The sequence below is a fragment of the Metabacillus rhizolycopersici genome, assembly GCF_020075705.1.
This window is the reverse complement of sequence record NZ_JAIQUM010000101.1, coordinates 1-13711: the sequence shown is the minus strand read 5'-3', so window position 1 is coordinate 13711 and position 13711 is coordinate 1. Positions and strand designations below refer to the sequence as shown.

Genomic DNA, 13711 nt, shown 5'->3' with positions numbered 1-13711 from the left:
AAGAGGTTGTCCCTTTTTTGCTTCCTTTGCAAAAAGGACTGACAACAATTCTTTCGGTATTTTTTCTTCAAAACCCAACCCTCTTCGGGCTAATACAAAAGCAGCAGATTGGTGTATGGACAAGCCAGAGGTTTGTTGGTACTTCATTTTACCTATGAAACTCGAATAATAGGGTTTCACTTGTATGAGCGCGATATTTTCTTTAAAACAAGCAGAAATAAGTGTTTTTGTTATATGACTGTAAGAGAAATTGCTTGCCATTCGATTAAATGAAGCGTTCTCATTTTGTTGCAAGAACTTTAATTCTTCCATAGATAGCGTATCTACGCCAAATGATTTCACCCACATAAGCATCTCTACTACCGCTTGTTGAATGATCCAATCACGTTTGTCGGCAGAAACTGTATTAATATCATGTATCCAAAATACTTTAGAAGCCCTAAAATTACCATTAGGGTAAACAATGGTAACGGAAAGATTGTCAGGGTTCATATCTAATCCAGCGATTCCTTTTTCAAAGGTAGGTTCAGATGAGTTTTCTTCTTCCATTGCGAAATGTACTTCGTATTTATCTTTTCTTCGTAAGATACGAACGGAATAGGATTTGCCTGTTTCTAAATAAGAAGCCATAGAAAACACAAATTTATCAGGAAAACAAACCACAAAAGATAATCGTTCTCCTCTTTTGTCACTAAAAGGATTTAATACCTGCATTGCGAATAAATTTTCTCCTAAGTAAGACAATTTAATGTTTTCGTTCCCGCCTTTGGATTTTTCCCCACGCGAATAAACCGCATTGCTTCTTGCATCGCGCCATTCTTCTTTTGTTATCTTTTTATGTACTAACTCCTTAAACAACTGTTTAGACCCATCAACCATTTTGGGAACTGTCCCATCATCAAGGTGGTATTGATAATAATTATTTTGTTTCGTCAGTTTTTTTATTCTCGACTGCTTATACTTTATTTTTTTATCCTTATTCCTCTTTTTAGAATGGGCTAATTTAGTCATTTGCTCATTTAATGCAGCTATTTTTAATTGATTTTGTTGGATGTAAATAGGCAACAATTCCTTTTGAGAAGAAATTGATGCTTCTGCTTCAAGAAACGCATCTCTCATGTAGCCTGAATTATTGATAAATAAAGGTTTTGCCATATCTACAGCTTCTTTTCGATTTTTACCTTCAAAAATTCGTTCACGTAGGTAACGTTTACCAGATTGAAACTTGCGCATAATTTCATCCAATATAATCATTTCAACATCATCGGATTTTTCCATTACACCAATATATGTAAACGTTAAAGAACTTTTTTTCTTTATCATGAGAGATGCACCTCCTTTAAGTGGAACTAATGTTCGTGTATATTTTTATCTTATAAAAATCCATAAAATAATTCAATAGAAATGAAGAAAAAATTGTTAATATAAAAAACAATGAAACAGCGCGTTTTATTATTAAATGTTACTATTTGTTATATTTTTTAATTAACTGTTGTACCACGACTCTTCTGAAATCTTGATGTAGGGGGGGTTACCCGTTGAAAAGGGATGAAAAGATTAGATGTATTCATTTCACAAAGGATTGTGCTGTTGATGGTGTCAGCGCAACTATAGAAGTCATTCGGAAAATAGCTTTGTACCCAGTAGTAAACCAGATTGTTTTGCGTTAGATGAATAGGATATAGATTGAGAAAAATGGTCAGAAAATTTCTTCAAAATAAGGGATGAGAAGCGCTATAGCCGTATGAGAGGCTTTTAACAAGAAATAGCAGTTAATGATAGCGGTAATACTAACTAATTGGAAGAAATGCTCACGAACTTTCGCTAAGACCTTGAATATGACAATGAGCATGTTAGTATTAAGACGTTAGCAAAAAGGTGCGAACAAAAATACGAACGACATTGGAGAGATGAGATGTTACACAATAGAAAAATTGCTTTTATCGGTGCTGGGTCAATGGCGGAAGCAATGATTTCAGGTTTGGTGCAATCAAAAAAAATTCTTCCAGAACAAGTCATTGTCACTAATCGTTCCAATGAAGAGCGATTAATTACTTTAGAAAATAAGTATGGAATTAGTGGGATAAAACGAGAAAAGTTGCAGTTTGATCAAATAGATATCTTTATATTAGCGATGAAGCCAAAAGATGTGGAAAATGCGCTTAAAGGCTTAAAAGGGCAAATCAAACAAAATCAACTTATACTCTCAGTTTTAGCAGGGATTCCAACATCATACATTGAACAAAATCTCCATAAAGGCCAACAAGTAGTTAGAGTTATGCCGAATACGTCAAGTACAATCGGCGAATCAGCTACAGCGATTTCCCCAGGCCATGAAACAGCAGCTGAAAATGTAAAAGTAACTCAAGAATTGCTTCAATGCATTGGAGAGGTATATTTAATCGAAGAAAAAGATATGGATATCTTTACAGGTCTTGCGGGAAGCGGACCGGCATATTTTTATTATTTAATGGAGCATATGGAACAGCAAGGAGTAATAGCTGGTTTAGATGTCGAAACAACGAGACAAATCATTGCTCAAACAATTGTAGGAGCAGCAAAAATGATTCAACAGCAGGACGAAACACCAACTGTTTTAAGAGAAAAAGTTACTTCACCAAATGGCACGACTGCAGCAGGACTAAAGGCTCTTGATGAACATGGTGGTGGAATTGCAATTTCTAAAGCTGTTGAACATGCTACAAAGCGTTCAAAAGAAATTAGTGCGAAAATTCAAGATAGTTTGTTAGTTAGTTCTTTTAAATGAAAAAATAGACTCGGGAGTGATAAAATGACGACCCTAAACAATAAGCAGAAACGGGTTGTAATTAAGGTTGGAAGCAGTTCCTTAACTAGTCGACATGGAGAAATTAGCCGCCGTAAATTAGAAAAGTTAGCAGATGAAATTGCCCTATTAAAAGACGAAGGGTACGAAATTGTGTTCGTATCCTCTGGTGCCGTTGCAGCAGGTTATCGAAAACTTGGCTGTATTGATCGACCAACATCATTACCAGAAAAGCAAGCAGCAGCCTCAATCGGGCAAGGTTTATTAATGGAAGCTTATTCAGAAATATTTTTATCACATGGATATGTTGCCTCCCAAATTTTAATCACTCGTAGTGATTTTTCTGATGAAATTCGCTATCACAATGTAAGAAACACTTTAAATGTCTTATTAGAACGCGGTATTATCCCAATTGTTAATGAAAATGATACGGTTACAGTTGATCGCTTAAAGTTTGGTGACAATGATACGTTATCTGCAAAGGTTGCTGGAATAATCGAAGCAGATCAATTAATTATTTTATCAGATATAGATGGACTTTATGATTCAGACCCTCGTAAAAACAATGAGGCAAAATTGCTTGAAAAAGTGTATGAGATTACACCTGAAATTGAAAAAGGTGCTGGTGAATCAGGTAGTAATGTTGGCACAGGTGGAATGAAATCGAAAATTGACGCTGCAAAAATTGCTATGGCAGCAGGCATTTCAACCTTTTTGGGAAAGGCGAGTAGTGCAAATGTTTTAGGTGATGCTGTTAGTGGAATAGCTAGAGGGACATATTTTGAAGTGACAAACGAGACGATGAATTTAAACCAGAAAAAGCAGTGGATTGCGTTTCATTCTGGTCCTGAAGGTGAGCTTGTAATCAATCAGCAAGTAAGAACGTCAATTTCTGATCATAAACATAGTATCTATTCATCAGATATTGAAGCAGTAAAAGGACAGTTTGAAAAAGGTGCTGTTATCCGCATTATTGATCATCAAGGTGAAAGAATTGGCTTAGGTGTTGTTAATTATTCAAATGAGGACTTAGAAAGGTTAAGTAAAATAACCGGTGAAGAGGTAGAGAATCTTGAGGTTGTACATTTCGATGACCTTGTTTGTGAGCTTGAATTATCCTTACCTGTCGGAGTTTAAAGGAGGAATTGCATGTCTGTTGCAAAAGAAGTGACGAACGTAGAAGCACAAGTAATCGCAGCAAAAAAAGCAGCAAAAAGAGTAGGGCTACTATCAACTGAAGAGAAAAATGAAGCACTATACATCTTAGCTGATACGTTAGAAAAGAATCATCAAGTTATCTTAGCTGCAAATGAAAAAGATTTATTAGTAGGAAGAGAAAAAGGTTATGAAGAAGCGTATTTAGATCGTCTTGCACTTTCAAAGGAACGCATCGTTGACTTTGCGGAGGGACTTCGTCAGGTTGCGAAGCTGAAAGACCCAGCAGGGGAAATTCTCTCCAGTTGGACACTAGAAAATGGATTGCTCGTGGAAAAAGTAACAGTTCCATTGGGTGTTATTGGCATGATCTATGAAGCACGTCCAAACGTAACAGTTGATGCTACAGGACTTGCGCTTAAATCAGGTAATGCCATCATTTTAAAAGGCGGATCATCTGCTTTATCATCAAACAAAGCGATTGTACAGGTAATGCAAGGGGCATTAAATAAAACAAAAATCCCGAAAGAAGCTGTTCAATTCATTGCAAGCACAGATCGCGTGGCAACACAGCAACTCTTTACAATGAAGGAACACATCGATGTGCTAATTCCAAGGGGTGGCGCTTCATTAATCAGTGCAGTTGTAAATAATGCTACAGTTCCAGTACTCGAAACAGGTGTTGGTAATTGCCACTTATATATTGATGTTGAAGCAGATGTTGAAAAAGCATTAAACATTCTTGTCAATGCAAAAACTGACCGTCCAGCTGTATGCAATGCGCTTGAAACAGTGATCATCCATAAGAAATGGCTTGAGAAAAATAGTGAATTGCTAATTACAGCTTTCAAAGAACATGGAATTTCAATTCATGGTGATAAAGTAGCACTTAGCTATATACCGAATGCAGTACTAGCCAATGAAGCAGATTGGGCGAATGAATATTTAAGTCTAGAACTTGCTGTAAAAACGGTAGATAGCTTAGATGAAGCGATTGTTCATATTGAAACATATGGAACAAAGCACTCTGAGGCAATTGTTACCGAAAACAAAGCTACAGCCAAAAAGTTTATGAGTTTAGTAGACGCTTCGGCACTTTATCATAATGCATCAACACGTTTCACAGACGGTGGTGCACTTGGCTTTGGTGCAGAAATCGGAATCTCTACACAAAAATTACACGCACGTGGACCAATGGGATTACCGGCTTTAATGACTATTAAATATATGATGTCGGGTAATGGGCAAACACGATAAAGCAAGTCTTAATTTAGCTTTTACTGGCAAGTTATCCCCATCCTTTGCTTATTTATGATTCACTAAAAGAGAGGTGGGGGATAACTCCTATGAAAATGAAGCCAATTACAGCATTAGTGGTGACGTTTACTTCATGTTTGGCTGAACGTTAATATCGTTATTGTATGACGACAACTTTTTGAATAAGTGGATATATGCAATAGCCAATGTACACACCTAAAACGTTTAGTATGAGATCATCAATATCTAAACTTCCTCGCCTAGTGATATATTGAAGCCCTTCAATCGTACTAATCGTAAATAGTGTGATAATAAGTAATTGTTTTATTGTAGGTTTCTTTGTTAAAAATACATAATACAAACCAAATGGTATAAATAAACCAATATTTGCGCCTAAATTATAAAATGCTATTAAAAAATCAACTGTTCCAGATAGATAGAAAAGAATGGTGTTTAAAGGAATAAGATTTATATCACTATAATTTTGATTATTTGGTCTGAAAAATAATAAGATGAGCAGTCCAATCGAATAAAAAAATGTTAATGCATGAAGAACATGTCTTGAACACTTAATTTTTTCTTTTTTCACCCAGAACACACAAAATAAAACAAGAGAAAAAAGAGAGAACCAAACAACCAATATAACAAGTGGATGTAAATATACCGTTAGTTTCATCCATATAGGTAAAAGAATTAAAAAGGCAATTTGCGAATAGAAAAGACTTTGTATTATGCTTTTTTTCATGTTTTTCTCATACCTTTTCCTTTTTTAAAATGCTTCTGTTTTCTATTATACATTGTTTGGTGATTCTATATAGTATAGTGGATTGGTATTTATGAGAAGAATATACTTTCTTTGATATAACATAATAGCATGATACAAAAGGGTCTGACCCTCCTATAGACGGAGAAATATAAAGAGGTAAATGTGGTTGTTCTTCAACAGGTAAATACAAGTAATATCTCCATCAATTAATCAATAACAAAAAATCAGAAAAAGCCCCAGCTTTGCACAAATGCTGGGGCTCAATGAAAAGTATTAAAAATGATAAGAAATCAATCTCTTAATTTACTATGCCGTCTTGCATATCCAAAATAAACAATCAAGCCAATACCTATCCAAATAATAAATGCTATCCATGTGGTAGTAGATAAACTTGTCATTAAATAGATACATAATAAAGCACTAATAGCAGGGAGTACCGGTACGAATGGCACTTTAAATGCTCGTTTTAAGTGAGGGTGACTCTTTCTAAGCGATATGACTGCAATTGATACTAACGTAAATGCTGCTAATGTTCCCATATTCACAAGGTGAGCTAACGTTGTTAAATCAACGAAGCCAGCGATCATCGCAGCGATGAACCCAGTCAACCAAGTATTTTGAAAAGGCGTTTTAAAAGTTGGATGAATTGTAGATAGTTTTTTCGGTAGTAATCCATCGCGACTCATAGAAAAAGAAACCCGAACTTGAGCATACATGACAACTAGTAAGACAGTCGTAATACCCGTAATAGCACCAACAGAAATAATTCCAGCTAGCGAGTTTTGTCCAACAAATTGCAGGGCAAAGGTCACAGGATCTGACACGTTTAATTGAGAGTATGGAACCATCCCAGTTAAAATTAACGAAACGAGAATATATAAGGTCGTACAAATTGCTAAAGAAGAAATGATTCCGATTGGAACATCACGTTGTGGTCGTTTAACCTCCTCAGCAGCAGTCGCTACCGCATCAAATCCGAGATATGCAAAGAAAACAGTTGCTGCACCTGTAATAATTCCTTCGAATCCAAACGGTGCAAAGGGAGACCAGTTTTCAGGTTTTACATAAAAAATCCCAGTTAAAATGAAGATGACAATGACTGCAAGCTTGATTACCACCATAATATTGTTTACGCGAGTACTTTCTTTAATTCCCTTCGATAGTAGCGCAGTTATAAGGAATATAATGATGATTGCCGGTAAGTTAACAATTCCACCATTACCTGAACCTGGTGCAGAGGTGAGGATGGAAGGTAGATTGATTCCAAACCCTTCAAGAAGCGCTTGAAAATAACCTGACCAACCAGTTGCCACAGCAGCCGTTGCGAGTAAATATTCAAGCATTAAGTCCCAGCCGATTAAAAAAGCAAAAATTTCTCCAAGTGTGACATAGGTGTATGTATAGACACTACCAGAAATAGGGACAGATGAAGCGAATTCTGCATAACAAAATGCTGCAAGGGCACATGCAATTCCTGATAAAATAAAAGAAATAATAAGTGCAGGTCCAGCTGATTTTGCTGCAACAACTCCAGTTAAAACGAAAATGCCAGTTCCGATAATTGCGCCAACGCCTAGCATCGTTAAATCGAGAGCGTTAAGTGTACGATTAAGTGTTTGTTGATTACTTTGCTGGAGTAGCTTTGTAATTGATTTTTTTCTAAGAAGTGAACTCATAAATCCTCCAAACTGATGATCAATTTTCGATGCGGAAAATGTAGTATATTGTCGAATAGAGAAAAGGTCAATATTTATTGACATTTATATAGTACGTTGCAATTTTAAAAAAATCTTTAAGTCCAAGCAAGATTGATTGTTTTTATTAGTATACACAAATAAAAAAGACAAGATACCATGGCAGTATCTTGCCTTTTTCGCTTAGATAGATTAACCAGTAATAGCTCAGCTAGTTCAAGATTAGGGGGGCAGGTAAAAAGATTCGCTGAGTTCAGACTTCCTATCAGTCGCACTCGTTACCGTACAATTATTGACATCATGATTCCAAGGTAAGCTGCAATGATGAAAATTGCCCCAAATCCTAATGCGATCCAAGGAGTTAACTTTTTGTAAAAGCTGATGACAACCATAGCTAAAAACATAAGCGCAATCACAAGTAAAAGTAGTCCTTGAAGCTCCGGAATAAACTGAACAGTGAAAGGGGCAACGACTTCATACCCGATCAAGTATTCGACCCAGAAAGCGGCTCCTTCTTGGAGGAGGGTTGCATTTACTTGGTGTGGAGGGGGAAGTGTTCCTAAAACCCCCGTAATGAAAAAAATAATCATAAGAATCACTGTTTCTACTTGTACCCATTTCCTGGCATTAAAATCAGAAGATTGATTCGTTTTTCTTGAGAGAAAGCCATTTATGAATGCAAATACTAACACAGGGATAATACTGAGATGTTTTAATAAAAGCATTTGACCATATGGTAAAACCCATGAATTAGCATAATCTCGCGGTGCAACAACAAAAAACATGAGAAGAATACCACTTATTGTTATGATGAAAAATAAAATGATGGACAGTGGGGTAAACCACCGTAAAAAGGAATGCCAATTTTCCACCTTGTGCGCTAGCCATCCAACATGTAAAAGGACGCCAACCCAAATCGTAATTGTTAAGAAATGAATAGAATGTGAAATAAGGCCAGGCCAAAGTGTAAGGGTTGAAGAATGACTTGCATATCCGACAAAACCAATCATGACAAGTAAGAAAAGTGCTTGTAAGTATTTAGATCCCTCTACATAAATAACCATCCATAAAAAGATAGCGAAAAAACTTCCATACAACCATGCAATACCTACTTGGAACTCCGTTAAGATGGAGTATGCGGTTAAGCTAAAAAGGCCTTCAGGTGAAAAAAATGAGATTACTTGAAGAACCGGTAAAAACATTAAAACGATGATTCCTAGAACAGATAAAAGCAAGCTTTGTTTCGAAACCTGTATCCTTGGTTTATTTGATGATGGTACAAACTGAAGCACAACATAGCCAACTAAATAAGAATAAAGCATATATGTAACATATTCTGTGATTGGTATTAACTGATTCATCCCTTACCTCTTTTTGCGTAAGATAATAAATATTCCAAGTACTAACAAGATAACTAATACAGTGAGAGAAATTGTGAAAATAAGTGAACCGTTATCTTCAACAGTTTCAGATTTTTCCTTATTCGCTAAATTGGTATTCTCATTTACTGGTGTTTCTTGATTGTTCTTGTTAGTTTCTTCAGTTTCGGATGTTTGTCCAACTTCATCTTGAACTGCATCTTTATCATCATTTACAATTTCAGGTATAGAGACTGTAAAGGGGATTTGACCAGTTAATAGATGTCCATCCTTTGCAGCAACCTTCCATGTTAACGTGTAGGAACCATTTTCAAGTGGTGATGGCAATGTTCCCGAGATTTTTTTCTCTCCAATTGATATAGCATCAATTTCAATTTCTTCTTGTTCATTAACTAAAGTGAGATCACCTTGGTTTTCAATTTCTCCTGCAAATTCTACGGTCATTTCTCGAATTTCTTCGGTAATGACTTGACCTGCACTCGGAGTTGATACGGATACGGTAGTATGTGCTGATGTCATAATCGGAAATACTAACATAAAACTTAAAATAAATAATATTTTCTTCATTTATTTCTCCCTTAATTCTCAATATTTTTAATTAATAATCACAATACATCTCCTCTTTATTTTAAAACCAATACATAAAATAAAGCAAACAAATAGCATACAGTAAACTTATAGAAAGTGAGATTTTCGTGCTTAGAACAGTTGAGAAAAAAATAAAATGACCAGGAACTGTGCGAATGCCCTTACGCACAAGGAGCGAAATACATAAGGTAGTAGTACAGCGAAAGGGAGGTGTTGTTTATGGGTGGTGCAACTCCAGGATGTGGTTACGGTGCTGGCTTTGCTTTAATCGTCGTTTTATTCATTCTACTAATTATTGTCGGATCGGCTTTCGTTGGATATTAAATGCTATAACGAATTTTAAGAATTATCAATTAAAGGAGGAGTTTGAATGAGCTACGGATATGGTTACGGTGGCGGTTGCTGTGGAGGATATGGTGGCGGTGGCTATGGCTACGGTGCAGGTAAAGGCTTTGCATTAATTGTTGTGTTGTTTATTCTTTTAATTATTGTTGGAGCAGCTTGGTTATAAGTTAATCTAACAGGGGGGACTGACGAATAAAGTTAGTCCCCCTTTTTGTAGAGATAAGAAAGTATAAGTTTTTTTGACTTAGTTTTCGTGTCCAGCGTCTAGTCCTTCTTAGGTCTAAACCACTCAGGAATTGAAGGCAAAGAACACCTTCTATTCCTGAGCGTCTTATTTGCCCGAGGCTGAACAAGGCGCTTGCGCTTTTCTTAGTACATAGGAATAAAACATGAAACAATTTCCCATTAAAATCGTATGATTAGAAAATGAAAGAAAAGGAGCTGGAGTAAATGAGTGACAATGGTTGCGTGAAATGTGGGAGCCATGATGCAAGTAAAAAAGAAGTGGCTATGACAGGCACAGGCTTATCGAAAATGTTCGATGTGCAAAATAATCAGTTCATTGTTGTGTATTGTAACAGCTGTGGATATTCTGAATTTTACAATAAGAAGTCTTCTACTGCTTCAAATATTTTGGATTTGTTTTTTGGGGGATAAAAAATTACTTGGAAAGAATCTATTGGAAGTCTAGTCCAATAGATTCTTTTAGATTAATAGGTATATGTAGCTAATTGTATAGAAACTTAGTAACACCTATGATATGATGAAGGAATTGGGAAATAATCTCAAAAATGGATTGAAGGAGGGTGTTTTATGGATCTTGAAAGGAAGCAATCAAAGGGTCTAAATCACGCTAAGGAGGACATATATTATGAGCCATAAAGTCGAGCTCAGCTTAAAGGAAACGTTGCTAAATCAATTAGTATTTTTAGAGGAGAATGTTACGGAAATAATAGGTTCCTATTTTTCTTCGAATCGAAATAAATATAAGGAATTCTTAAACACATATTCAACTGAGGTACAAGATTTTCTGTCAACCACGGATGAACGATCAGAATCTTCCCCAACAAAGGCTTTTATCGGAACAAAGGTTGTATTAAAGTACGAGGATGAGGACGAAACGGATGATTATACAATCTGTATGCCAGAAAACTCAGATCCTGATAAAGGTTTTATCTCATTTTTATCACCAGTAGGAAGCCAATTGTTATTACGTTCATCTGGTGAAATAATGAACTTAATTACACCAGGAGGAGAATTTAAGGTAACAATAAAGGCGATAAATTTTGACCCTATACAATCATAGTCTTTCTGACAAAATCAGAATTTATAAGTTTTGGCTTTGATAATTGTCCAGCGCAAGCGTCCTAGCCACTCTTGAATAGAAGGTAAAAAAACATCTTCTATTCAAGAGTGTCTTATGTTATGCCTGAGGCTGATCAAGGCGCTTGCGCTTTTCTTACATGAATGGTCAAGTCATTGGTTTTTCCTAATGAAAATGATGAAATTTGTCAATGATAAGAGTATTGATTTGATGCACAATTACCTCCATTCAACATAAATATGAATGAATATAGGTAGGAATTATTCCTTCAATAAGGGAATAATTCCTGATTCTATGATAGGAAATATGAAGTTAATACCAATTTGCCGATTTTTAGCATATTTTTTATCATAAAATCAATCAAGGAAAAACAAGTGTGAATGTTGAATAAATACTGAATAACTTAATCATAATAAAAGAATTCCGTTCTACTTGACGAAGAAAGACTTTCAGCTATATTAACTTCCTATTTCATAATATTTGGGAGTAAATCCTCGACTTTAAGAAGATGTGGTGTTAAACGACCAGTAAAGCTAAAATAATTACACCTTTTTAACCACTCAAAAGATGATATGCTGACTACTGCAGCAAATATCCTATTAGATCTATCACAATCTCTCGTATTTTATTTATTCATATTATCCAATGGTTTTGTGAAAATCGTTTAAATGATTAGATTGGAGCATAATTAATATATTCTATTAAAGAGTGTAGGAGAGTGAGCAATTATGGATACAATGCAAAAAATCCAACAAGATAAATCGAGTGCTGCTAAGGAATACGTGAATCAAGTGTACGATGAGGTTATTAAGCGTAATCCAAACGAAAGTGAATTTCTTCAGGCTGTAAAAGAGGTTTTTGATTCGCTTATACCAGTGTTTGAAAAGAATCCTAAATATATGGAAAATGGAATTCTTGAAAGAATAGCTGAACCGGAAAGAATGGTAACTTTTAGAGTTCCCTGGGTTGATGATCAAGGAAAAGTCCAAGTAAATCGAGGATTCCGTGTACAGTTCAATAGTAGTATTGGGCCGTACAAAGGTGGCTTAAGATTTCATGCTTCCGTTAACGCAAGTATCATTAAATTTTTAGGTTTTGAACAAATCTTGAAAAATTCTTTAACTGGCCAACCAATTGGTGGCGGTAAAGGTGGGGCTGATTTCGATCCGAAAGGAAAATCAGACCAAGAAGTTATGAGATTTACTCAGAGCTTCATGACAGAACTTTGCAAATATATTGGACCTGATGTTGACGTACCAGCGGGTGATATAGGAGTTGGTGCAAGAGAAATTGGATACATGTTTGGCCAATACAAAAGAATTCGCGGTGGCTATGAAGCTGGTGTTTTAACAGGAAAAGGTCTTGGCTATGGTGGAAGTTTAGCTAGGACAGAGGCTACTGGTTACGGTACTGTATATTTTGTTGAGGAAATGTTAAAGGATAAAGACCTTAGCTTTGCAGATAGTACGGTTGTAGTTTCTGGTTCTGGGAATGTTTCAATTTACGCAATAGATAAGGCAAGCCAATTAGGTGCGAAAGTTGTCGCATGTAGTGACTCAAATGGTTATATTTATGACAAAAATGGGATTAATCTTGAAACTGTAAAAAAATTGAAAGAAGTAGAAAGAAAAAGAATTTCTGAATACGTCACTGTGCATCCACAAGCAGAATACTATGAAGGCTGCTCTGGAATTTGGTCTATCCCTTGCGATATAGCGCTTCCATGTGCTACTCAGAATGAAATTGATAAAAGATCTGCACAGATATTGGTGGATAATGGTGTGAAAGCAATTGGTGAAGGCGCAAATATGCCATCAACACTTGAAGCAATTGACTTGTTTTTAGAAAATGATATTCTCTTCGGCCCAGCAAAAGCTGCTAATGCGGGTGGAGTAGCAGTCTCTGCATTAGAAATGGCGCAAAATAGTATGAAACTTGCTTGGACATTCGAAGAAGTAGATAAAAGATTACATGGAATTATGAAAAACATATATCAAAATAGTGTGAAAGCGGCGAAAGAGTATGGATATCCAGGAAACCTTGTCGTAGGTGCTAATATCGCAGGTTTTGTTAAAGTGGCCGATGCAATGATTGCACAAGGAATTATATAAACTGAAAAAACAGCTCAGTATGCAAGGTTTTTAAGCAAATGGAGGAAGTCTCACATACTTTGAGACTTCCTCTATCATTCGCAAAAAAAATCTATTTTGTAGCGCTTACATTTTTATGCTATTGAGCAACGATATCGTCATTTTTTGTATTAGTATTTGCTTTCACTTTTGCAATATCATTTTGAATTTCTTCCATTTTCTTAGCATCTAGCTTATAGAATTTCATTGCAACAACTGAAATAACCAATCCAAGGGCTGGTAAACCGAATGCTAAAGCTAATGTCGCCATAAGTAATGGTTGTGTTAA

Annotated in this window: 13 protein-coding genes and 1 pseudogene; 8 read left to right on the top strand and 6 right to left on the bottom strand. The window is 35.7% G+C overall.

The features are described from left to right. A partial coding sequence (locus K9V48_RS24670) for an SSO2105 N-terminal domain-containing protein (RefSeq protein WP_224141759.1) occupies positions 1-1323 on the bottom strand: 1323 nt, incomplete at its 3' end. Between the two features lie 592 nt (positions 1324-1915). On the opposite strand from K9V48_RS24670, the gene proC reads away from it, so the two are divergent. The 3 genes from proC to K9V48_RS24655 are packed head-to-tail and all read left to right on the top strand — an operon-like array spanning position 1916 to position 5197. Beyond that, on the top strand, positions 1916-2767 hold the full coding sequence (gene proC, locus K9V48_RS24665) for a pyrroline-5-carboxylate reductase (protein ID WP_224141758.1): 852 nt from the start codon (positions 1916-1918) through the stop codon (positions 2765-2767). A 24-nt stretch (positions 2768-2791) separates the two neighbouring features. Next, the gene (proB, locus tag K9V48_RS24660; RefSeq protein ID WP_224141757.1) at positions 2792-3922 is read left to right on the top strand and encodes a glutamate 5-kinase; all 1131 of its coding nucleotides are present in this window, start codon (positions 2792-2794) and stop codon (positions 3920-3922) included. A gap of 12 nt (positions 3923-3934) precedes the next feature. Continuing rightward, positions 3935-5197 (top strand): glutamate-5-semialdehyde dehydrogenase, encoded by a 1263-nt coding sequence (locus K9V48_RS24655; protein ID WP_224141756.1) that lies wholly within the window; start codon positions 3935-3937, stop codon positions 5195-5197. A gap of 157 nt (positions 5198-5354) precedes the next feature. Here the strand turns inward: K9V48_RS24655 and K9V48_RS24650 are convergent, their stop codons facing one another. The 4 genes from K9V48_RS24650 to K9V48_RS24635 form a co-directional block, all read right to left on the bottom strand. Beyond that, positions 5355-5942: a VanZ family protein gene (locus K9V48_RS24650; RefSeq protein ID WP_224141755.1), complete on the bottom strand. Its 588-nt coding sequence runs from the start codon at positions 5940-5942 to the stop codon at positions 5355-5357. A 311-nt stretch (positions 5943-6253) separates the two neighbouring features. Then, complete coding sequence (gene bcaP / locus K9V48_RS24645) at positions 6254-7639, bottom strand: branched-chain amino acid transporter BcaP (protein ID WP_224141754.1); 1386 nt, start codon at positions 7637-7639, stop codon at positions 6254-6256. A gap of 296 nt (positions 7640-7935) precedes the next feature. Then, on the bottom strand, positions 7936-9018 hold the full coding sequence (locus K9V48_RS24640; RefSeq protein WP_224141753.1) for a CopD family protein: 1083 nt from the start codon (positions 9016-9018) through the stop codon (positions 7936-7938). Between the two features lie 3 nt (positions 9019-9021). Next, positions 9022-9603: a copper resistance CopC family protein gene (locus tag K9V48_RS24635; RefSeq protein WP_224141752.1), complete on the bottom strand. Its 582-nt coding sequence runs from the start codon at positions 9601-9603 to the stop codon at positions 9022-9024. A 240-nt stretch (positions 9604-9843) separates the two neighbouring features. Between K9V48_RS24635 and K9V48_RS24630 the strand changes: the two genes are divergently transcribed. The 5 genes from K9V48_RS24630 (at position 9844) to gdhA (ending at position 13404) form a co-directional block, all read left to right on the top strand. Then, positions 9844-9948, top strand: a complete 105-nt coding sequence (locus tag K9V48_RS24630; protein WP_224141751.1) for a YjcZ family sporulation protein — start codon at positions 9844-9846, stop codon at positions 9946-9948. 46 nt (positions 9949-9994) lie between these two features. Further along, positions 9995-10135: a YjcZ family sporulation protein gene (locus K9V48_RS24625; RefSeq protein WP_224141750.1), complete on the top strand. Its 141-nt coding sequence runs from the start codon at positions 9995-9997 to the stop codon at positions 10133-10135. A 284-nt stretch (positions 10136-10419) separates the two neighbouring features. Beyond that, entirely contained in the window at positions 10420-10626 is a 207-nt protein-coding gene (locus K9V48_RS24620) for a zinc ribbon domain-containing protein (protein WP_224141749.1), read from the top strand. 214 nt (positions 10627-10840) lie between these two features. Beyond that, positions 10841-11275: a GreA/GreB family elongation factor gene (locus K9V48_RS24615; protein ID WP_224141748.1), complete on the top strand. Its 435-nt coding sequence runs from the start codon at positions 10841-10843 to the stop codon at positions 11273-11275. Between the two features lie 746 nt (positions 11276-12021). Then, positions 12022-13404 carry an NADP-specific glutamate dehydrogenase gene (gdhA, locus tag K9V48_RS24610; RefSeq protein ID WP_224141747.1) on the top strand — a complete coding sequence of 461 codons (1383 nt, stop codon included), beginning with the start codon at positions 12022-12024 and terminating at the stop codon, positions 13402-13404. 118 nt (positions 13405-13522) lie between these two features. Here the strand turns inward: gdhA and K9V48_RS24605 are convergent. Then, positions 13523-13711: pseudogene (locus K9V48_RS24605) on the bottom strand (MFS transporter); the annotation flags it as partial.

Bases quoted from the DNA above. Each gene is read 5' to 3' on its own strand.
- proC (WP_224141758.1), top strand. From the start codon at position 1,916: ATGTTACACAATAGAAAAATTGCTTTTATCGGTGCTGGGTCAATGGCG.
- gdhA (WP_224141747.1), top strand. From the start codon at position 12,022: ATGGATACAATGCAAAAAATCCAACAAGATAAATCGAGTGCTGCTAAG.
- K9V48_RS24655 (WP_224141756.1), top strand. From the start codon at position 3,935: ATGTCTGTTGCAAAAGAAGTGACGAACGTAGAAGCACAAGTAATCGCA.
- K9V48_RS24620 (WP_224141749.1), top strand. From the start codon at position 10,420: ATGAGTGACAATGGTTGCGTGAAATGTGGGAGCCATGATGCAAGTAAA.
- K9V48_RS24640 (WP_224141753.1), bottom strand. From the start codon at position 9,018: ATGAATCAGTTAATACCAATCACAGAATATGTTACATATATGCTTTAT.
- K9V48_RS24615 (WP_224141748.1), top strand. From the start codon at position 10,841: ATGAGCCATAAAGTCGAGCTCAGCTTAAAGGAAACGTTGCTAAATCAA.
- K9V48_RS24630 (WP_224141751.1), top strand. From the start codon at position 9,844: ATGGGTGGTGCAACTCCAGGATGTGGTTACGGTGCTGGCTTTGCTTTA.
- K9V48_RS24635 (WP_224141752.1), bottom strand. From the start codon at position 9,603: ATGAAGAAAATATTATTTATTTTAAGTTTTATGTTAGTATTTCCGATT.
- K9V48_RS24650 (WP_224141755.1), bottom strand. From the start codon at position 5,942: ATGAAAAAAAGCATAATACAAAGTCTTTTCTATTCGCAAATTGCCTTT.
- K9V48_RS24625 (WP_224141750.1), top strand. From the start codon at position 9,995: ATGAGCTACGGATATGGTTACGGTGGCGGTTGCTGTGGAGGATATGGT.
- bcaP (WP_224141754.1), bottom strand. From the start codon at position 7,639: ATGAGTTCACTTCTTAGAAAAAAATCAATTACAAAGCTACTCCAGCAA.
- proB (WP_224141757.1), top strand. From the start codon at position 2,792: ATGACGACCCTAAACAATAAGCAGAAACGGGTTGTAATTAAGGTTGGA.